This window comes from Bradyrhizobium sp. SZCCHNRI20481 (assembly GCF_032485055.1).
Classification (GTDB): domain Bacteria; phylum Pseudomonadota; class Alphaproteobacteria; order Rhizobiales; family Xanthobacteraceae; genus Bradyrhizobium.
Genome location: NZ_JAUEUE010000007.1, coordinates 46,672 through 65,611 on the forward strand (window position 1 = coordinate 46,672; position 18,940 = coordinate 65,611).

The following is an 18,940-nucleotide window of genomic DNA, read 5'->3' on the forward strand; positions in this document are numbered from 1 at the left end:
AGGAGAAGCGTGCGTGACGTCCTTCCGCATCAAACCGGCGCTGCTGCAGATCCACTCTGTCCTGGGTCTTGCGGCCGCGCTGATCCTCTCCCTCTTGGGCATCACCGGCGCGATCATGGGTTTCGAGGACGAGATCCAGGCCGGTCTCAACGCCAAACTGTCCCACGTCGCGCCGCGTACGGAAGCGCCGCTTTCGCCCGCCGAGCTGGTGGCGCGGCTGCAGGCTGATCCGGCGCTCGGCAAGGTCTCGGCGATCACGCTGTCGCGCGATCCCCTGGCGGCCGTGCGCGTCCGCTTCGCGCGCAATGAGGATGGCGGCCGGCCCTCCTCGCTGCTGGTCGATCCCTATTTCGGCCGCGTGCTCGGTGAGCCCCGCGGCGAGGCGTTCTTCACGACCGTGCGCCACCTGCATCGCTGGCTGCTGCTGCCCGGCGACGGCAACGGCGCCGGCCGCCAGATCACCGGCGCCGCGGTGCTCGGACTCGTCGTGCTGCTGATCACGGGCCTCGTGCTGCGCTGGCCACGACGGGCCGGCAGCACGACGCTGTGGCTCAAGCCGCAGCTCGGCCTGAACGGTCGCGGCCTGCATCGCTCGCTGCACAGCGTGATCGGCACGTGGGTACTGCCGGTCTACCTGGTGATGGCGCTGACCGGGCTGTCCTATTCCTACGCCTGGTACAAGGACGGGCTGACCGCGCTGCTCGCGCCGGCATCGTCGGGAGCATCGATGCCCGGCAAAGCTCCGCGCGAGGGCCGCTCCGGGTCTGCGGACGCAAAGCCTGTCGCGCTCGATCTGGTGTGGGCCACGTTGCGCGAACAGATCGGGGATCGCTTTGCCGTGATGCAGATCACCTTGCCCACGGGCGTCGGCACGGCGGTGCGCGTGCGCACCTGGCCGAGCGAGGCGCACGACGGCAGGCGCGACGAATTCCGCATCGACGGCGCGACCGGCCGGCTGCTCGCGGCCGAGCGTTACGCCGACAAGACCGTGGGCGAGCGCGCCCTGGCGCGGATCCTGGATATCCACCGCGGCAGCATTCTCGGCTGGTCCGGCCAATTCGTCTTCATGCTCGCCGCCGCGCTGATGCCGCTGTTCGGGATCACCGGCGTGCTGCTCTACGTCTCGCGCAGACGGCTGCGCCGTCGGCCAGAGCCGGCACGGACGATCCAGCTCGCTCCGGGCGAATGAGGACGCGCGCTCAGGCCACCGCGCGGGCGTGCGACACGCGCCGGACGGCGTTGGCGGCGATGATCACGTGCGGCAGCAGCGACAGGCCGCCAGCAGCGCTGCGGCCATGAACGCGGCACCGGCAACCCAGTGACGGGTGAGAAGGTCCAGTATCACCTATTGATGTGCGAGCCGGCTGACTTGCCAAGCCGGCTTGTCCCGGAGCGACGCCGCCTGCTCCGGGAGGCTGCGGCCTCATGTCCCGTCGCAGCCTCCAAACCTTATGGGGCGCGGCGCGACCTACTTCAGCAGCACCAGGCATTCGCCGGCCGGCGTGGCGTTGGCGCGGGCGGTGTCGCGATCGAAGTTGCCGGCCATCACCAGCGGCCTGACACGCTCGACGATCGCGTCCTTGACGACGCTGTCCGGGCCGATGGCCGGCGCGGTCACGTCGTAGATCTGCTTCGCCACCGGCGACAGCTTGGCGGCGCAGCTGTCGGCGGCGGCGCGGTTGCCGGCCAGCGCGGCCTGCGACAGAAGACATTGGGAGATGGCGATGATTGTGACAAACGGGAATGCGACGCGCAGCATGGCAATCAGTCCTTCGTTCAAATGAGGTTCAGCCCGGTGCAAGCAGGCTCGGCCCGGAGCCCATCCACTCATTGTCCGGCCGCCCGCATGCGGGCTCTGATCTAACCCGAGCCGGCGGCAACGCCTACTCGATTTCGCCCGTCCGCCAGCCAAGGTCCAGACCGTGCAGCAAGCTCCTGAAATGCTTCGAAAAACCCCGGTGCAGAAGCGTACGCGGCAGACCCTCGACGTGATCTTCGAGGCGACTACTCAACTTCTGCAGAGCGGCGGCGGCAAGGGCCTGAGCACGAACGCCATCGCCGAGCGCGCGGGCTTCTCGATCGGCACGCTCTACAGCTACTTCAGGGACAAGACCTCGCTGTTGCGTGCGCTGGTGCTGCGCGAGTTCGCTCGCCAGGAGGCGCAGTTCGCGGAGGCGCTGGAGACGCATCGCGGGCTCGGCCGCGAGGCGATCGTGCGCGCGGCGGTGCGCCAGGGCTTTGCCCCGTTCGCCGGCCGCCACCGCGTGCGGCGCTATCTGCTCGGCCTGTTGGGCCATGACGCGGAGCTGCAGAAGGCGCTGCACGAGATGGTGGACCGCATGACTGAGCGGCTGATCGAGACGGCGGGATTGCGCAGCGAGACGATGCCGGCCGCGCGCCGCTTCATCCTGGTGCGCGCTGCGCTGGGACCGATCCGGGCCGCCGTCATGCGCGAGCATCGCCTCGTCGGCACACACGAGCTGGAGGACGAGCTGGTGCGGCTGATGCTGTTTCTGATGGAGCAGGACACGGCGCCGGCGCGATCGGTCTAGTCACGAGCGATCGCGCCGCGCAGCCGACGAACGCCGTGCGGGTCTGTTCGGCGCGGTCTCGGATGGCCGATGGCGGCGCAGATCGCGGATGGCGCGCGAGAGCTCCTGATCCGACATCGGATGCACCAACGGATCGGAGCGGCCGTCGTTCCCCACCGTGCTGCTCTCGCCATCGGCAGCTGCACCGCCGAACAAGCGCCGGACCACGTCGAGGAACGCAATGTGGGGCATGACTGTTCTCCCGAGGCGGCGCCCGGTGACTTTTACCCGCATCTTCTGCGCTCAACTTTAGTTCGGAACTGCCGGCGGCATCATCTCATTTGATATGCGAGAGGACGACACGGGCACGATTGCGATGGAAGCGAACCGGACCGTCATCACCAAGCTCAAGGAGCATTCGCAGCTCTCGAACGACGACGTCGCCGAGATCAAGACGCTCAGCTTCGCCCCGCGCGAGCTGGTCGATCATGAGGACCTGATCCGCCAGGGCGACGAGCCGGACCGCTCCGTCGTCGTGCTGTCCGGATGGGTGGCGCGCTATCACCTGCTGCCGAGCGGCGCGCGGCAATATCTCTCCTTCCACATGCCAGGCGACTGGCCTGACGCCCAGGCGCTGTTCCTCGACCGCATGGATCATGCGGTCTGCGCGATTGGGCCGGCGGTGGTGGCGAGCATTGCGCACAAGGAGCTGATCCGCGCGATCAGCCGGCGGCCGGCGCTCGGCTTTGCGATCTGGCGCGAGACGCTGATCGATGCGTCGATCTTCCGCGAGGCCGTCACCAACAACAGCGCGCGGAGCAAGCCGGCGCGCATGGCGCATCTGTTCTGCGAGCTGTTCTATCGCGCCAGGGCGCTCGGCCACGTCCGGGACGATCAGTTGCCGTTGCCGGTGAGCCTGGTGCAGCTCGGCGAGGCGCTGGGCATGGCAATCGCGACGGTCAACCGCACGCTGGTCGATCTGCGCGCCAGCCGCGCCGTCGATTTCCGCAGCGGCATGCTGACGGTGCACGATTGGACGCGGCTATGCGCGATCGGCGAATTCGATCCCGGCTATCTGCACCTGAAGAAGCAGCCGCGCTGAGGCACAGGTCTCAGCGCGGCCAATCGCGTGGGATCGTAGATCCCACCTCTTACGGCGCGTCAGCTCAGGCGAGCTTGGTGACGAGCGTGACCGCGTAGGCGTACGGCCCGTTCGGGCTCTTCTCGGCGATCCAGGCGCAGTACCAGTCGGAGCCGTAGCGCAGGCCCGTGTCCCATCCCGAGCCGCCGCCATGCTCGTTGTCCCACGACCAGGCCTTGCGGTCCTTCTTCGGATCGGAAGGGAAGCTGCTGCCGCTGTAGACGGAGATCTGCCCCTGCTGCGCGCGGAACGGGGCGTTCGTGCTCCACTTGAGCCACAGATTGCCCTGTTCCTCGTAGGACGTGAGCGACCATTGGAAGGACGCCGAGGCGGTCTGCGGGTTGGTGCTGGTGGTTGAGGTCTGCTCAATGACTGCCATGATGGTCTCCGTTCAAAATGAGATGAAAAATCTTCACGATAGTGGCTGCCCAAAAGACAACCATTAATTGCATAGCTGATAAAGCTCGCCCCGACAACGTGCGCTGTTCGCACAACGCCGTGATCGCGCGGCGGGCGTCGCGTTCAGCCATGGCCGCAGGTCACTGCGCTCAGATGCAGAGACCGATCACCTTGATGCTGAGGTGGCAGTCCTTGGAGGAGGATGTCGGCGGCTTGGCGCCCCAGCGCGTCGCCGGCGTGGCGTTGCCTTTCTCGGATCGGGTCGCGGTCTGCGCGACGACGGCCTTGGCCTTGCTCTTCGGAGCGCCCTTCGGCTTGTTGGCGTCGTAGTCGCCCGCGATCACCATCGCCCAATAGGTGCGCTTGCCGCTGGCATTCTTTGCGCTGGCGATGCCGACCTTGGTCGCCTTGGGCAGCAGCAGATTCTTGCGATGACCCGCCGAGTTGATCCACTGTCCCAGCGTCTTGTCGAAATTGTCATAGCCGTAGGCGATGTTCTCGGCCGCGCGGCCGGCCTTCGACGGCGCGACGCGGCGCGTGAACGGGCCGAGCACCTCGTGGCTGAGATCGTCCTTGTCGGCCATCGCGCGCGCCTGCTCCATCGCGATGCGGTCGAGCGTCGCGTCGCGCGTCACGCGGCCTTCGCCATGCGCGAGCCGGAACGCCGAGATCTGATCGGCCGGTGCGGCGTCGCCGGCAAATGCCGCATGGGCCGACAGCGCCAGCAGCGCTGCAACCAAAACCGCGCCAAAGCCGCGCAACGTGAAACGAAGCTCCCGCATGCTAGGACACGTACTCATCAATCCGGAGTGGGTAAGCGCAGCTCGACCGCCGTTTCGGTCCGAAGCGACGGACGTGCTGTACCGCCGCGGAACCACCCGATATGACAATGCCGGAATTCAGTCCAATGCGGGAGGTCGATACTTCTCTATTCTATTTCGACACTTTGTGCCAAGTCGGCGCCACCGTGCGGGCGGGCGCGGCCTCCGAGATCGAGAACGTCAGCCACGTGTTCCAGCCCGACGGCCGGTTGGCGGCGTCGAACTCGCCATATCCCTTCAGCCCCAGGAACGCCTGATTGCTGCCGATCTGGAAAATATATCCGATCTGCGGGCCAACGCCGAGGACGCGCGAGCGGAAGCCGCCGAGAACGGCGGGTTGACCGAAGTCGTCGGTAATCTGCTGATAGCCGTAGCCGACGAAACCGACGAAGACCTGCTTCGACAGGAACTGCGACACGCCCCAGTCCAGATGGAAATCGATGCCGCTCTGGTATTGGGTATCGGGATTCTTGAAATTGTAGGTCAAGCCGCCGACGGCCGAGAATTCCGTGCCGGTCGTCGGATTCAAATAAGTGTAGCCGCCGCCAAAGTCGATGGCGCCGTGACCGATGCCGATGTTGGCCAACCGGTTCCGACTGTAGTCGCCGACGGGAATATCGCCGGCGCCATATACCATGGTATTGTGGACGCCGTTATTCCACTTGAGCTTCACGGTCGGATAGAGATCTCCGTAAGAGACGAGTGCGTCTTCGAGGAATCCGGTGCGCGTGCTGACGATCGGACCGGCAACCGTCGTCAACGTACCGGCGATGCTCGCGGAATTTCTGCCGTAGACGCTGGCCAGCGTCGCCGACAACTGGCCGCCGAGTACGGGCGTCGCAAACGTGTAGGTCGGCGCGATGAACATCAGATCGGCCTGGCCGCGCAAAGCCAGATTGAGATCGATGTTGACGGTCGGAGAAAATCGTCCGACCTGGAACTCGCGCGACGCCGCGGCCGCGCCTGAGGCACCCACGCTCGTATGGTAGTAGATGGCAGCCACCGACCAGCCCGGCGTGGCAGGCGTTGCGGCGAGGCTGCCGTACAATCCCGGCAGCCAGAACGAAATGCCGCTCTCATCGGCATGGGCGACCAGAGGCGAAAACGAAGCGAACGCGGCGGACGCGAAAACGCCGCTCAGCCACAATCGCAGGAAGCCGGACCTGCGTCCCGATCTATCGCGCTGCAATCGTACCCCCCACGCTCCCATTTCAGGCGGCATGCCTGAGTTGTCGTCGACGACTACGGCTTGTAGTCGCTCATCCCAGGTCCGGTCTTGTCGTAGACATTGAAAAACTCGTCCGACATGATCGTAGCGATACCACTTTTGGGTACCTCGGTCAGATCTTTCTCAAGCGTCTTGATCCGGAACTTCCACCCGGGCGGGAGCTGCTTGAAGTTGCTTGCTCCTGCGGCAACGAATTGTTCGAAGGTATGCTGCGGCTTGAGGCCTAGCTGGAATCCCTTCATGATCCAGGTATTGCCCTCGGCATCGTCGAGAAGAAGCGCCAGGGCGCCCTTTTTCCAACCGAGCCCGCTCTCCCGCGCGATGGTGATCGGCTTGTACGGAGTGGTTTCCGAGACGCTCACGTTGCTGCCAAGGTTCAACTGGGCGACCCATGCGGTGGCGATTCCGTTGAACTCTCTTTGCTTTCCGACGGTGACCTCGACCCAATCCGGCAGCCAGATTTTCGGACCATTCAACGATGCGCCGAGCACGCCGAAGTCCTTCTTCATGGCCTCGAAATCAAGGCCTTCGACCAACATTTGCGGGGCAGTGTCTCTCGACGCGGGGATTCCCTTCGAGGTGAATATGCTGTTGTGGCAGGCGGCAACCACCTTCCCCGTCTTCGCATCGCGACCTGCGAGAAAGATCTCGATGAAACGAACCTTGCTGGTGTTATCGAAGCGCCTGCTGACAGCGCCGTTGCCGTCAGCGAGAACCTCGGGCTCCGCGGTGCCTGCATTTTGCGCGACCGCTCCCCCTAGGCTCGAGGCCAGAAGGATCGTCGCCAGAATGGCTGTCTTCATTGCCGCTCCTTCTCAAGGGACCGATCACTGACCTGGCGAGCGCGAAGAGCGCATCAATCGGACAGTCCCTTCTTCAACGCCGCTGCCTTGCGGGCTTGGACGGCTTCTTCAGTGTCGGCCTTCTTCATATCCACTAGATCAATCGTCACCTTGCCGATCTTGCCTGTGAACTTGAACGGCATTTTGTAGGCCTCGGTAACAGGCGTGCCTTCATCGGCGCCGACGTCAGCGCCTTCGTCCGCGGAGTAGAAGCAGCATTGGGTTCGTTCGATCCGGCCGGTCGCGACGGTCTTTCCGTTCACGAGGATCGTGCCCACGCCACCCTTGCCCAGGCCGCCACCGTCGTAGGCGAACTCAAAGCGCAATGCGGCCTTGCCTGCCGGAAGAGCCTGCTTGGCGGTTACGGTGTATCGCTGCAGACCGAGAAAATTATACGTGTAGGTCGGCTTGCCGTCCTTCAGGTAGAAGCTCCAGCCACCGAACCGTCCGGCCTGGGCGATGATGACGCCATTGGCCCCGCCCTTCGGGATATCCAGATCGGCAGTAATGGCGTGCGATCGGTTCTTCAGGTTGATGAAGACATTCTCCGTCATCCCGATCATGCCTTCGTAGACCGTCAGGCTGGTGCGGCCGGCCATCAGGTCGGGACGTCCGACCAGCGCCGCGTTGGCGCGCTCCAGGGTGCGGTCGTCGAGCGGCAGCACGTTGTATTTCACGGCTTCCCTCAGGAACAGCTCCTGCATCTCCTTCAGCTTGTCCGGATTTTTGGCCGCCAGATCGTTGCTCAGGCTGAAGTCCGATCGCGCATCGTAAAGCTCCCAGATATCCTGCTGGAGCGGCCGCCGCGGCTTGGTTTCCCAGGCCGCCCGGTGCACCGTGCCGGCCAGCCAGCCGTCACTGTAGATCGCGCGGTTGCCGAAGATTTCGAAATACTGCGTCGCATGCCTGCTCGGCGCCTTGGCGTCGGCAAAGCTGTAGGCCATGCTCACGCCCTCGATGGGAGTCTGGACCGTTCCATTTACGCTCTTGGGCTCGGGCAGTTTCGCTGCTTCGAGAATGGTCGGTACGATGTCGATGACGTGATGCCACTGCGGGCGAAGCTCGCCTTTCGCCGCGATCCCCTTCGGCCAATGGACGACCATGCCGTTGCGGGTGCCGCCATAGCTCGAGGCCACTTGCTTGGTCCAGGTAAACGGAGTGTCGCCAGCGACCGCCCAGCCGGCGGCGTAATGGCCGTAGGTGTTGGGACCGCCGAGTTCGTCATAGTGCTTCAAGACGTCCTGGACGGTTTCCTGCACTCCATTGAAATAGGTCATCTCGTTGTACAGGCCATTCGCGCCGCCTTCGGCGCTCGCGCCGTTGTCGCCGACGATGTAGAAGATCAACGTATTGTCGAGTTGGCCCGTTGTCTTGATGGCGTCGATCAGGCGGCCGATCTCTGTGTCGGTGTATTCGCCAAATCCAGCGAATACTTCCATCTGGCGCACGAACAGCTTCTTCTCGTCAGCGCTCAGCTTGTCCCAGTCCTGGATGGCGTCCGGCTTCGGGGCGAGCTTGGTATCGGGTGGCACCACGCCGAGCTTGATCTGCCGCGCCAACGTCTCCTCGCGCAGCTTGTCCCAGCCCTGATCGAACTTGCCCTTGTACTTGGCGATCCATTCTTTGGGCACCTGATGCGGGGCATGGGTGGCGCCGGGTGCAAAATACATGAAGAACGGCTTGTCCGGCGTCAGCGATTTCTCCGACCGCATCCAGTCGATCGCCTTGTCGGTCATGTCGGTCATGAAATGATAGTTCGGGTCCTTCGACGGCTCCACCTGGGTCATGCCATCGTAAATCAGCGGCGCCCATTGATTGGTTTCGCCGCCCATGAAGCCATAGAACTTGTCGAAGCCCTGGCGCGTCGGCCAGCGGTCGGTCGGGCCGGAGGGACTGACCTCCCATGCCGCGGTCTCGTGATTTTTGCCGAAATGCGCCGTGCTGTAGCCGTTCAACCGCAGCATCTCCGCGACGGACGCGACATTGTTGGGACGCTGGCCGGTCTGCCCCGGGAAGGTCGTCGCGGTTTCCGCGATCGATCCGAAATTGTTCATGTGATGGTTGCGGCCGCTGAGCAGCGCCGCGCGGGTCGGCGAACAAAGCGCCGTGGTGTGAAACTCGTTGTAGCGGAGACCCTCGTTGGCGAGGCGGTCGACCGTCGGCATCCTGATTGGGCCGCCAAACGCGCTCGACTGGCCGAAGCCCATGTCGTCGATGAGCACGATCAGTACATTGGGTGCACCGGCCGGCGCCTTGACTTCAAACCGCGGCGGCGGCGTCGCATCGCGCGCATCGAATACGGTGCTGTGTGGAGGGTGCGGTTCAGGAATCGGCAGAACCGATCGCTCGGTCGGCAACACAGCACTCGGCGGCGCCGACTGTTGGGCCAATGCTGGAAGCACGAGTAGCGTCGTCAACGACAGCGCCGACACAGCCAACTTCACTATTTGCTTCATGATCACTGCCTTCAAATGAGACAATTTGACACGGCTTCTCGCTGCCGGAACAATTCCTGCCCGCAAATCGCGATCATCGGCGCGGGCAATGACGTTCGGCCAGCCCAACCGGCTCAAGGAGAAGCGAAAATTCTAGCGTCTGCCGACGCGATTGACCGGCCCGCCTCGATTCATCGGCGTTCCCCGCACGCGCACGCCTGGGGTCACCACGGCGCGCGCCACCGGGCGGGGCCGCAGCACGACGCCGGGCCTCACGACGCAGCCGACGGGATACTCGACATACTGACAATACACCACTGCACTAGCCCTTTCAGTGCTCGCGGCTACGAACCCCGTCACCAGCAACAGCCCTGTTAGGGCAATTGATAATTTCATCTTGGCATCCTCCCATCGAACAGCTCATCATCGGGGCCTCCGGGAGGCACGCCTTGATGCAGGTCAAGCGACCTTGGCAAACATTCCTGCATTTGCGGAAATGACCGACGGAGCAGCTTGATCGCAAGCTGACCAATTGGGCCGTGAGGTAAAAGCGTTGACACGCAGGCGGCCAAAAGCCGGCACGAAGGGATCGCGGAAGGGATCCGCCGCGGCCCCATCACCGGCTGCGCCGCAGGATCGGCTTGCTTCCGGCGAAACGGCCTTCTCCAGGCGCGCGACCTGGATTGCAGTAGCGGTCACGATCGCGCTCGTGCTGGTGGTCGGCATGGTTTTTCATCTCCTCAAGGCCGGCGGACCGGCCTCCACGGCGCAGGCCTCATTCGTCGCCACCTATGTGGGCAGCGAAAGCTGCGCCGGCTGCCATCAGGCAGAAGCCAAATTATGGGATATTTCGCAGCACAAGGCCGCGATGGCGCACGCGACCGACAAGACCGTGCTCGGCGATTTCAACAAGAGCTTCGACTATTTCGGTGTGCAGTCCCGCCTCTTCCGCGATGGCGGAAAATTCATGATCGAAACCGACGGGCCCGACGGCAAGCTTGCCGTGTTTGAGGTGAAGTACACGTTCGGTATCGATCCGCTGCAACAATATCTTGTTGAATTTCCAGATGGGCGCATCCAGGCGCTGCCGATCGCATGGGACGGCCGGCCCAAGGACAACGGCGGCCAGCGTTGGTTCCATCTCCATCCCGAGGAAGAGATCAAGCACGACGACGTCCTGCACTGGACCAAGCTGAACCAGAACTGGAATTTCATGTGCGCGGAATGCCACTCGACCGGCCTGCGCAAGCATTACGACGCCGCGACGGATCGCTTCGCGACGACATGGGCGGAAATCAGCGTCGGTTGCGAGACCTGTCACGGTCAGGGCTCCGCCCACGCCGCCTGGGCGCGTGACAAGCAACGCTGGTGGCCGTTCGGCAAGCACGAGGATCCGAGCAAGGGATTGCTGGTCCGCTTCGATGAACGGCGCGGCGTCACTTGGCCGATCGATCCGCGGAGCGGAAATGCGATGCGTTCAGCCGCGCCGGCCGCGCTGCGAAAGGAGATCGAGACGTGCGGGCTATGCCACGCGCGCCGTGCCGGCTTCAGCGAGGACTGGGCACCCGGTCAATCGCTGTCCCAGACCCATATGGTCGAGGCGCTCGCGCGGACCACTTATCATGCCGATGGCCAGATCCGCGATGTGGAGGAGCCCTATAACTATACGCCGTTCAAACAGAGCAAGATGTTTGCGGCCGGCGTTACCTGCAGCGATTGTCACGAGCCGCACGGCGCAAAGCTCCGAGTCTCCGGCGAAGGCGTTTGCCTGCAATGCCATGCGTCCGAAAAATACGCCGATGCGAAGCATCGCCATCACGCGGGAGCCGATCCGGCGCCGACCTGCATGTCGTGCCACATGCCGGCGCGCACTTACATGCAAATCGACCGGCGTCACGATCACGCCTTCCGCGTTCCGCGACCCGATCTTTCGGTCGAGTTGGAGACGCCGAACGCCTGCAACGACTGCCACAGCGACAAGCCGGCGCAATGGGCCGCCGCCGCGATCGAGCAATGGTTCGGGCCCGACCGAAAGGGCTTCCAGACCTATGGGCCCGCATTCCGCGCAGCACGCAGCGACCAGGCCGACGCCGCCGCGCTGCTTGACCTTCTGGCCGCGGACAGGAACGCGCCGGCTGTGGCGCGTGCGAGCGCGCTCGGCGAACTCGCCTCGCGCATCGCTCCGGCGAACATTGCGACCGCACGGGCAGGCCTGGCCGATCCCGATCCCATGGTGCGGATCGGCGCGCTGGACATGCTGGAAAACGTGCCTGCCGGCCAGATTTGGCCGCTGGTCTCGCCGCTGCTCACCGATCCCGTGCGTGGCGTGCGGATCAGGGTCGCCTCCCTGCTCGCTTCCGTTCCGACTGCAAGCCAGCCGCTGCCCGATCGCGCACGCTTCGATCAGGCGGCAGGCGAATTCATCACGGCGCAGCGCGCCAATGCCGAACGGCCCGAGGCCCGCACCGCATTGGCAAACTTCCTGGCCTTGCGCGGACGGACCGGGGACGCGGAGACCGAGTACAAGGCAGCCCTCAGGCTCAGCCCGCACTATGCGGCGGCCGCCATCAATCTGGCCGACCTCTATCGCCAAATTGGCCGCGACGGCGACGGAGAAGCTGTTCTGCGCGGAGCAATTGCGGCATCACCTGCCGACGCGGCCGCGCATCACGCACTCGGCCTGACCTTGACCCGGCTGAAGCGGCACGACGAGGCGCTCGCCGAGTTGCGCAGAGCAACCGAACTCGAACCGGGTCGCGCGCGCTATATCTATGTCTACGCGGTGGCGCTGCATTCCGGCGGGCGAGCCGACGAAGCAATGACGGTCCTAAAGGAAGCTCTGGAAAGCCATCCCAATGATAGGGATGTGCTGTCCGCTCTGGTTTCGCTCAGCCGCGCGACAGGCGATGCAAAGGCGGCGCTGGGCTACGCCGAAAGGCTCGCAATCATGACGCCGGAGGACCGGAATCTGGCGGCGTTCATCGGCGAGATCAGGCGGCAGATTGACAAGCCAAACTAAGATAGCTGGCTCTCCTGCCTTAGCTCACAAAGGGCGCCCGAAAACCTCAAATGGAGCGAGCGCGAAATCGACGCTGAAATGACTGGGGACGCAACAAAGTCGAACGGGTCTTCAATGAGATCAAGCACTGTCGGCGGATCGCAACGCAACCACCTCGATCGGGTAGATGTCGATCGCCGGCTCCTCATAGGGATGCGCAGCGCGGATCGCCTGTAGCACGGCCTTCAGCCGGTCCTCGGCGCAGACGGTCTCGATGCGCTCCTCCTCGACCGTCTCGAGCTGGCCGACCGCGCCGATGGCTGGATTGGCGCCTCCCAGCGGACGAAACCGGCCCACGCCCTTCGCGGTAAACGAACAGTGGTCGTAATTGCCGATGCGGCCGGCGCCGGCCTCGCCCATCGCGTGGCGCACGGCGCCACCCGCCGCTTCCGGGACATAGACGACGATCTTGTAGGTCTTCATGCTGGCCTGGATCCTGACGTCGATCACACGGCCGTTACCATCGCGTCGACGCTGGCGCAATTTTCAGCGGGTCACGGCGGGTCACAATCGCGCCAACGACCGGCGCCGGTGACCAGCCATTCCGAAACACGCCTTGTGCGACGCAGCAAAGCCGATACGTATGGGTGCCCATTTCCGCATTTCCCTACACCATGGAAGGCCCGCGCCTTGGCTGATACCAGTGCCGACACCATCGAGATCGTCCGTCACCGGCCGATGGGCTTCACCGAATTCGTCATCGTGGTCGCGGCGATCATGGCGCTCAATCCGCTGGCGATGGACATGATGCTGCCGGCGCTGCCGAACATCGGCGCCTCTTTCCACATCGACGTCGCCAACCGGCTGCAGACGGTGCTGTCGGCGTTCGTCATCGGCTTCGGCCTCGGTCAGTTCGTCATCGGCCCACTGTCCGACAGCTTCGGCCGGCGCCCGGTGCTGATCGGCGGCATGGTGCTGTATGCGGTCGCCAGCCTGTTCGCGATCGCCGCCCCGTCGTTCGAGCTGCTGCTGCTGGCGCGCGCGCTCGAAGGCCTCGGCACCGCGGCGACGCGGGTGATCGCGACCTCGATCGTGCGCGACTGCTATGCCGGCCGCCGCATGGCGAGCGTGGTCTCGCTGGCGATGATGGTGTTCATCGCCATCCCCGTGATCGCACCGTCGTTCGGGCAGGCGGTGATGCTGCTGACGCAGTGGCGTGGCATCTTCGTGGTGCTGACCTTGTACGGCATCGTCGCGCTGCTGTGGACCGCGGTGCGGCTGCCCGAGACGCTGCCGGAGAGCGAGCGCAAGCCGTTCTCGATCGCCGCGATCACCGCCGCCTTCCGCAACACCCTCACCAACCGCCAGACGCTGGGCTATGCGCTCGCGGCCAGCGGCATCTTCGGCGCCATCCTCGGCTATGTCCTGTCCTCGCAGCAGCTATTCACCGGCGTCTATCATCTCGGCCACTACTTCCCGCTCGCCTTCGCGGCGATCGCGGTGACCATTGCCGTGGCCGGCTTCCTCAATGCCCGCCTCGTCGGACGGCTCGGCATGCGCATGATCTCGCACGGCGCGCTGGTCGGCAGCGTCGTCATCGCACTGGCATGCTTCAGCGCGGCCGTTCTCGGCATGCTGCCGCTGTGGCTGTTCATGCTGCTGTCGGCCGGCATGATGTTTACGTTCGGCCTGATGTTCGCGAACTTCACCGCCCTGGCGATGGAGCCGCAGCGGGCGAATGCCGGCACCGCGTCCTCGCTCTACGGCTCGATCACGACCCTGCTCGGCATGGCCGCCGGCGCCGTCGTCGGTCAGGCCTTCGACGGCACCGCGCTGCCCTTCGCCGCAGGCTTCCTGGCCTGCACGTCGAGCGCGCTCGTCATCGTGCTGATCACCGAGAAGGGCCGGCTGTTCCACGGCTCCGGCAAACCGGTCTAGATCTGATGCGGCCACCGCAGTCGCGATGCCAACTTCTTCGGCGCGGCGGCTGCGCACGCAAGGGCAGCTCCCGGGCCTCGACCGCAAGCAGCCAGCAGCGGGACCGATAGGCCGCTTTTGTACTGAAGCTGACATTTACAAATGACCGAGTTCTGGACTAGGGTTCCTGAGCCCCACGCCCTGCCGTAAGCAGGCGTGAAGCCAGCCGCCGCGACGGATCACGGGCAAGTATTGTTCAGGCCGCCCTGCGCGCCCATGCCCACGTGTTCCAGTGCGAAACAAACCAGTCGCTTTCGGCGCTGGCGCTGCAATCGGCGCGCTAGGCGGTCTAATCGGCCTCGGCGGCGCGGAGTTCAGGCTGCCGCTGCTGATCAGCCTATTTCGTTTCCGAGGCCTCGAAGCCGTCATCTTGAACAAGGCCACTAGCCTGATTGTGGTCGCGGCCGCGCTAGCGTTCCGTGCCCGTACAGTGCCCTTTGCCGAGATCGGCGAACATTGGTCAATCATCGCGAACCTTCTCGCCGGCAGCCTTGTCGGGGCGTATGTCGGTGCTTCATGGGCTACGCGCCTGAAATCGGAAACACTCTACAAAATCATTGCAACGCTACTGGTTGTTATAGCTGGCGTGCTGTTGTTCGTTCATGACGCTTCTGCCGGGGCTACCGCGCCGTTCGCCGGCTGGCGCCTGGTTGCCGCTGGCGTACTGGCAGGTTTCATTATCGGTGTGATCGCTTCGCTGCTAGGCGTAGCCGGAGGTGAGTTTCTTATTCCCACGCTGATCCTGCTGTTCGGCCTTGATGTAAAGCTGGCGGGAAGCCTTTCGTTGGCAGTCAGCCTTCCGACGATGCTTGTCGGATTTGCGCGTTACAGCCGAGATCAGAGCTTCGTCGTGGTCCGAGACAATGCGTCATTCATGCTGGCAATGGCTGCCGGTTCTATCGTTGGCGCCTTTGTTGGCGGCCTGCTACTTGGCGTCGTCCCGAGTGCCATCCTCCTGCCGACGCTCGCCGCAATACTGTTGATTTCGGCGGTGAAGGTATGGCGACATGAGTAGGAATGGCACATCTGCTGTCAGCCCGAAGCAGAAGAATTCAGCGTTCTTGAGACTTCGCCGCCCGAGCATACCAATGTGCTCCCAGCGCCTCGACGAAGCTGTCATCGACGATATGGACGAGGTCTCGCCGATCTCGCAGTACGCGCCATCCAAGGCAATGAACCATCGCGACAGCCAGCGCGTGAGTTGGTCGGCTGCAGCGGTTGCCATAGCATTCGGTCCTCTCCCAATGGGAGAAGTGGACCTCTGCTGCCGCACCAAGCGCGCAGTTCTCAGATGCAGGGGCCCTGGCCGCGCTGCGGGCACAGCTTCAGCACGCTCGACAGCGTCAACAGCAGACGCGCGCTGCGCGTCGAATTGTCGGGTGCGCGGTAGCTGAGCGGCACGGCGACGCCGAGATCGGCGCGCCAGTCGTTCGGGAAGGTAAAGCGCACCCCGGCGCCCGCCGAGGTCAGCGCCACGCCGTCGGACGGCCGGAAGCCATCGTTCCAGGCGAGCCCGGCATCGAAGAAGCCGTAGAGCTGATAGCTCGTGAGATACTGCCAGTTCGGCTTCTGCTCGAAGCGGACCTCGAACGCGCCGGCGACGCCATTGTCGCCGCTGATCTCGGCGCTGCCATAGCCGCGGCCATAGGCGAGGCCGCCAAGATAGAACTGCTGCGAATTATACAGCGGACCCGAAGCAAGCTGGCCAGCGGCGGCGAGCTTCAGCGACCACGCCTCGGACAAGGTCTGATAGCGCGCGAACCAGCCGTTGAAGACCGAGAAGCTCGGCGAGGCGCCCGTGCGCGAAGCGAGTGGATCGTCGAGCCGCGTCGCCCCGAACGCGTTCAGTCCCTGCCGATAGGCCAGCGTGAGATAGCTGTCGCCGCCGACATCATCCTTCCAGCGGTAGTCGGCGGTGAAGGTCAGCGTCCGGATGCGATCGCGATACCAGATGCCGAACAGGTCACGCTCGGTCACGTCGCTGAAGGCGGCCGCGAGATTGAGCTTCAGCGAGGCACGCTGCGACTGGATCGGCGCGAGGCCGCCGCGCAGCTCGAGCGTCTCGGTCACGGTGTTGTCGTTGAACAGCCGTCTCCAGTCGCCCGGTCGCACCTCGCTATACAGCGCGGAAGCGCCGATATGCGCCCCGTCGGTGCCGACCGGCACGTCGTAGGACAGTCGCCCGAACGCGAGTTGGCGCGGATCGCCGGGAGTTGTCGACATGTTAGCCGTGAGCGTGTCGCCCGGCAGCAGATAGGAGTTGAAGGCGGCGGTGGCATAGCTCTGCCACGGGCCCACCGTCGACGAGCCGAGATTGTCGATCCCGGTAAAGCCGTAGACGTGCCAGGTCTGCAGCTCGATCACCAGGCGGAACCGGCCGGTGGTGCCGCCGATCTCTTCCAAGGAGGAATCAACCAGACGGACGCCGCCGCGGCCGTTGATCAGCAGCAACTGCCGCTCCAGGGTCTCGAGCCGGGACGGCTGCTCCGCCAGCACGGGGCCAAGCATCGGCCTGATGCCGAACTCTTCCGCGCCGGCGCCCTTCAAGGCCACTTCGGTGATGCTGCCTTCGACGATCTGGATCCGCACCCGGCCATCGCGGATGTCCTGCGGCGGGATGATCGCACGGCTGAGATGATAGCCGGCGGCGCGATACTGATCGCTGATCGCTGTCGCGATCGCAGCGAGGTCGGCCTGCGACACCGGCTTGCCGAGATAGGGCTGATAGCTCGCGGCGAGCTGCTCGGCAGGCAGCGCGGACGCCCCCGTCAGGGTGACGGCGCGCATGGTAAACAAGGGCTTGCGATCGCCGCCGCCCTGGGTCGCGAATTGCGGCGCCCGCGGCCGCGGCGGTGCCGGTTGCGTTGAGCGCGACTGCTGCTCGTCGAAATATCGCTCGGTCTGCCGCGGATCGAAGCTCGGTTGGCTGACCTGCTGCGCGTGGGCCGTCGCTGCAAACACCGCCGCCGACAGCGAAATGCCGGCGGCAAGCGCGGCTCCATGCAGCCGTCGCGAGGCGTGCGGTATGATGGCCCTGTCGCGCCAACCCGCAGCCCTTCCAGTTCGCTCAACACAACCAGCGCGCATGCCTCGTTTTTAGTTTGTTAAGGTCAATGAAGCGTAAATGCGGGAAGCAAACACGGCTGCAACTCCTAAGGGTCTCTTGAAACATTTCGATTAGTTTCAAAAGCCGCCAACGACGCGAGTTCGTGCCATGTCCTTCAAGCGCTTCCTGATACCGGCGTTAGTCGCCGCGTGCCTTTTCGGTGCAACGCCGGCCGCATTCGCGGCCGACGGTGAGCCGTGGCTGGTGAGCAAATCGTCCGGTGAGGTCTGGGTCACCACCCAGGGCGCAGCGCAGGTGTCGCTCGGTCGCGAGGACCCGCTGAAGCCAGGCGATACGATCCGCACCGGGCCGACCGGCCGCGTCCGGCTGACACGCGGCGCCGAGACGATCGTCATCGCGCCGAACTCCGAAGTCGGCCTGCCCGCCGCGCCCAAGGACGGCATGGCGACGACCATCCTGCAGCGCGCCGGCTCGATCCTGCTCGACGTCGAGAAGCGCAATGTCCAACATTTCGAGGTCGAGACGCCCTATCTCGCCGCCGTCGTGAAGGGCACGCAGTTCAGCGTCACGATCTCAGGCCGCAGCACCAAGGTCGAGGTCAGCCGCGGCCAGGTGCAGGTGTCGGATTTCAAGACCGGCCAGATCGCCCAGGTGATGCCCGGCCAGGCCGCCACCGCCTTTGCGACCGGCCGCTCCGGCCTCAGCCTGTCCGGCGCCGGCACCTTCAGCCCGATCGAGCACGGTCGCCCGCGCGCCTCCACGATCGATCGCGTTCCGGTGCCGCGCGACGGCCTGCATCCGCCGCGCGAAGCGAAGGGGAGCGTGATCCACGCACTGAACGCCAACGGCTCGGGCGCAACGGTCGTCGCACAGCAGCATTCTGCAACGGGCCTCGGCGGCACGAAGCCGGGTGTCGTGCGGATCTCGTCATCGATCGGCGAGGTCAACCTGAACATCCAGAAGGCGACGCGCGGCCTCGCCCATGGCGCCCACACGGCGAGCGCCGGTGCAGGACGAAGCACCGCCTGGAATGACGCGCGCGGCAACAGCGGCAATGCGACGAGCAACTCGGCCACCGCAAGCGGCACGTCGGGAGACTCCTCGGTCGCAGCCGCCGTCACCGCAGCGATCGGCTCACCGAGCGGCTCCGCCAGCGCCAATGCCGCCAGCAATGGCAACGGCGGCAACGGCAACAACAATGGCGGCAGTGGCAACGGCAACAACGGCCACGGCAACAACGGCCACAGCAACAACGGTAACGGCAACGGCGGTAACGGAAACAGCGGCAACGGTAACAGCGGCAACGGTAACGGCGGCAACGGAAACAGCGGTAGCGGCAACGGCAATAGCGGCGACCATGGCAATGGCAGCCACGGCAACGGCAATGCCCACGCCTACGGTCACAACAAGAACTGAGGATCGCCATCGAGCTTCACGCCGGCATGCGTGGTCGTGGGGGAGCGCAGGCCAGCAGGGTTCCTGATGGCTCTGCGCTCGGAAT

The 18,940-nt window shown here is 64.7% G+C and carries 19 protein-coding genes; 7 read left to right on the top strand and 12 right to left on the bottom strand.

Annotated elements, in window-relative coordinates:
• Nucleotides 1-13 precede the first annotated feature (13 nt).
• A complete protein-coding gene (locus QX132_RS12905) occupies nucleotides 14-1,189 on the top strand; it encodes a PepSY-associated TM helix domain-containing protein (RefSeq protein WP_316161394.1) in 1,176 nt (391 codons plus the stop codon).
• A 279-nt stretch (nucleotides 1,190-1,468) separates the two neighbouring features.
• Here QX132_RS12905 and QX132_RS12910 read toward each other — a convergent pair whose 3' ends face one another.
• Nucleotides 1,469-1,759 carry a hypothetical protein gene (locus tag QX132_RS12910; protein ID WP_316161395.1) on the bottom strand — a complete coding sequence of 97 codons (291 nt, stop codon included), beginning with the start codon at nucleotides 1,757-1,759 and terminating at the stop codon, nucleotides 1,469-1,471.
• Between the two features lie 199 nt (nucleotides 1,760-1,958).
• On the opposite strand from QX132_RS12910, the gene QX132_RS12915 reads away from it, so the two are divergent.
• Entirely contained in the window at nucleotides 1,959-2,552 is a 594-nt protein-coding gene (locus QX132_RS12915) for a TetR/AcrR family transcriptional regulator (protein ID WP_316161396.1), read from the top strand.
• On the opposite strand, the gene QX132_RS12920 is transcribed toward QX132_RS12915, so the two are convergent.
• Entirely contained in the window at nucleotides 2,553-2,783 is a 231-nt protein-coding gene (locus tag QX132_RS12920) for a hypothetical protein (protein ID WP_315771650.1), read from the bottom strand.
• A 124-nt stretch (nucleotides 2,784-2,907) separates the two neighbouring features.
• Between QX132_RS12920 and QX132_RS12925 the strand changes: the two genes are divergently transcribed.
• Entirely contained in the window at nucleotides 2,908-3,633 is a 726-nt protein-coding gene (locus QX132_RS12925) for a Crp/Fnr family transcriptional regulator (RefSeq protein ID WP_316161397.1), read from the top strand.
• Nucleotides 3,634-3,697: 64 nt separating this feature from the next.
• On the opposite strand, the gene QX132_RS12930 is transcribed toward QX132_RS12925, so the two are convergent.
• The 8 genes from QX132_RS12930 to QX132_RS12965 all read right to left on the bottom strand — a co-directional run bounded on the left by QX132_RS12930 (nucleotide 3,698) and on the right by QX132_RS12965 (nucleotide 10,123).
• On the bottom strand, nucleotides 3,698-4,051 hold the full coding sequence (locus tag QX132_RS12930; protein ID WP_315736933.1) for a hypothetical protein: 354 nt from the start codon (nucleotides 4,049-4,051) through the stop codon (nucleotides 3,698-3,700).
• Complete coding sequence (locus QX132_RS12935; protein ID WP_315736932.1) at nucleotides 4,038-4,202, bottom strand: hypothetical protein; 165 nt, start codon at nucleotides 4,200-4,202, stop codon at nucleotides 4,038-4,040. The genes QX132_RS12930 and QX132_RS12935 overlap by 14 nt, the downstream gene beginning before the upstream one ends.
• An 18-nt stretch (nucleotides 4,203-4,220) precedes the next feature.
• Nucleotides 4,221-4,853, bottom strand: coding sequence for a CAP domain-containing protein (locus QX132_RS12940; protein WP_316161399.1), 633 nt, complete (start codon nucleotides 4,851-4,853; stop codon nucleotides 4,221-4,223).
• 151 nt (nucleotides 4,854-5,004) lie between these two features.
• Nucleotides 5,005-6,033: a transporter gene (locus tag QX132_RS12945; protein ID WP_316161644.1), complete on the bottom strand. Its 1,029-nt coding sequence runs from the start codon at nucleotides 6,031-6,033 to the stop codon at nucleotides 5,005-5,007.
• A gap of 101 nt (nucleotides 6,034-6,134) precedes the next feature.
• Nucleotides 6,135-6,923: a hypothetical protein gene (locus tag QX132_RS12950; RefSeq protein WP_315796388.1), complete on the bottom strand. Its 789-nt coding sequence runs from the start codon at nucleotides 6,921-6,923 to the stop codon at nucleotides 6,135-6,137.
• A gap of 53 nt (nucleotides 6,924-6,976) precedes the next feature.
• Nucleotides 6,977-9,535: an arylsulfatase gene (locus QX132_RS12955; protein WP_315778645.1), complete on the bottom strand. Its 2,559-nt coding sequence runs from the start codon at nucleotides 9,533-9,535 to the stop codon at nucleotides 6,977-6,979.
• Nucleotides 9,536-9,550: 15 nt separating this feature from the next.
• Nucleotides 9,551-9,793 carry a hypothetical protein gene (locus tag QX132_RS12960; protein WP_315736927.1) on the bottom strand — a complete coding sequence of 81 codons (243 nt, stop codon included), beginning with the start codon at nucleotides 9,791-9,793 and terminating at the stop codon, nucleotides 9,551-9,553.
• A 63-nt stretch (nucleotides 9,794-9,856) separates the two neighbouring features.
• Nucleotides 9,857-10,123, bottom strand: coding sequence for a hypothetical protein (locus QX132_RS12965; RefSeq protein WP_315736926.1), 267 nt, complete (start codon nucleotides 10,121-10,123; stop codon nucleotides 9,857-9,859).
• Here QX132_RS12965 and QX132_RS12970 point away from each other — a divergent pair.
• Nucleotides 10,107-12,416 carry a tetratricopeptide repeat protein gene (locus QX132_RS12970; RefSeq protein WP_410051282.1) on the top strand — a complete coding sequence of 770 codons (2,310 nt, stop codon included), beginning with the start codon at nucleotides 10,107-10,109 and terminating at the stop codon, nucleotides 12,414-12,416. The two genes, QX132_RS12965 and QX132_RS12970, sit on opposite strands and share 17 nt — an antisense overlap.
• Nucleotides 12,417-12,536: 120 nt before the next feature.
• On the opposite strand, the gene QX132_RS12975 is transcribed toward QX132_RS12970, so the two are convergent.
• Nucleotides 12,537-12,878 carry a YqfO family protein gene (locus QX132_RS12975; RefSeq protein WP_316161400.1) on the bottom strand — a complete coding sequence of 114 codons (342 nt, stop codon included), beginning with the start codon at nucleotides 12,876-12,878 and terminating at the stop codon, nucleotides 12,537-12,539.
• A gap of 207 nt (nucleotides 12,879-13,085) precedes the next feature.
• On the opposite strand from QX132_RS12975, the gene QX132_RS12980 reads away from it, so the two are divergent.
• Together QX132_RS12980 and QX132_RS12985 are read left to right on the top strand one after the other, a co-directional pair.
• Nucleotides 13,086-14,333, top strand: a complete 1,248-nt coding sequence (locus QX132_RS12980; protein ID WP_315771655.1) for a multidrug effflux MFS transporter — start codon at nucleotides 13,086-13,088, stop codon at nucleotides 14,331-14,333.
• Nucleotides 14,334-14,604: 271 nt separating this feature from the next.
• Nucleotides 14,605-15,387 (top strand): sulfite exporter TauE/SafE family protein, encoded by a 783-nt coding sequence (locus QX132_RS12985; RefSeq protein ID WP_315811326.1) that lies wholly within the window; start codon nucleotides 14,605-14,607, stop codon nucleotides 15,385-15,387.
• A 272-nt stretch (nucleotides 15,388-15,659) separates the two neighbouring features.
• Here QX132_RS12985 and QX132_RS12990 read toward each other — a convergent pair whose 3' ends face one another.
• Complete coding sequence (locus tag QX132_RS12990) at nucleotides 15,660-17,459, bottom strand: ShlB/FhaC/HecB family hemolysin secretion/activation protein (protein WP_316161402.1); 1,800 nt, start codon at nucleotides 17,457-17,459, stop codon at nucleotides 15,660-15,662.
• Between the two features lie 127 nt (nucleotides 17,460-17,586).
• On the opposite strand from QX132_RS12990, the gene QX132_RS12995 reads away from it, so the two are divergent.
• Complete coding sequence (locus QX132_RS12995) at nucleotides 17,587-18,855, top strand: FecR family protein (RefSeq protein WP_316161403.1); 1,269 nt, start codon at nucleotides 17,587-17,589, stop codon at nucleotides 18,853-18,855.
• Nucleotides 18,856-18,940 lie beyond the last annotated feature (85 nt).

What these genes read in the sequence shown, in the direction of transcription:
- QX132_RS12925 (WP_316161397.1), top strand. Translation starts at nt 2,908, where the DNA reads ATGGAAGCGAACCGGACCGTCATCACCAAGCTCAAGGAGCATTCGCAG.
- QX132_RS12995 (WP_316161403.1), top strand. Translation starts at nt 17,587, where the DNA reads ATGTCCTTCAAGCGCTTCCTGATACCGGCGTTAGTCGCCGCGTGCCTT.
- QX132_RS12990 (WP_316161402.1), bottom strand. Translation starts at nt 17,459, where the DNA reads ATGCGCGCTGGTTGTGTTGAGCGAACTGGAAGGGCTGCGGGTTGGCGC.
- QX132_RS12920 (WP_315771650.1), bottom strand. Translation starts at nt 2,783, where the DNA reads ATGCCCCACATTGCGTTCCTCGACGTGGTCCGGCGCTTGTTCGGCGGT.
- QX132_RS12950 (WP_315796388.1), bottom strand. Translation starts at nt 6,923, where the DNA reads ATGAAGACAGCCATTCTGGCGACGATCCTTCTGGCCTCGAGCCTAGGG.
- QX132_RS12910 (WP_316161395.1), bottom strand. Translation starts at nt 1,759, where the DNA reads ATGCTGCGCGTCGCATTCCCGTTTGTCACAATCATCGCCATCTCCCAA.
- QX132_RS12935 (WP_315736932.1), bottom strand. Translation starts at nt 4,202, where the DNA reads ATGGCTGAACGCGACGCCCGCCGCGCGATCACGGCGTTGTGCGAACAG.
- QX132_RS12930 (WP_315736933.1), bottom strand. Translation starts at nt 4,051, where the DNA reads ATGGCAGTCATTGAGCAGACCTCAACCACCAGCACCAACCCGCAGACC.
- QX132_RS12975 (WP_316161400.1), bottom strand. Translation starts at nt 12,878, where the DNA reads ATGAAGACCTACAAGATCGTCGTCTATGTCCCGGAAGCGGCGGGTGGC.
- QX132_RS12965 (WP_315736926.1), bottom strand. Translation starts at nt 10,123, where the DNA reads ATGCCGACCACCAGCACGAGCGCGATCGTGACCGCTACTGCAATCCAG.
- QX132_RS12940 (WP_316161399.1), bottom strand. Translation starts at nt 4,853, where the DNA reads ATGCGGGAGCTTCGTTTCACGTTGCGCGGCTTTGGCGCGGTTTTGGTT.
- QX132_RS12960 (WP_315736927.1), bottom strand. Translation starts at nt 9,793, where the DNA reads ATGAAATTATCAATTGCCCTAACAGGGCTGTTGCTGGTGACGGGGTTC.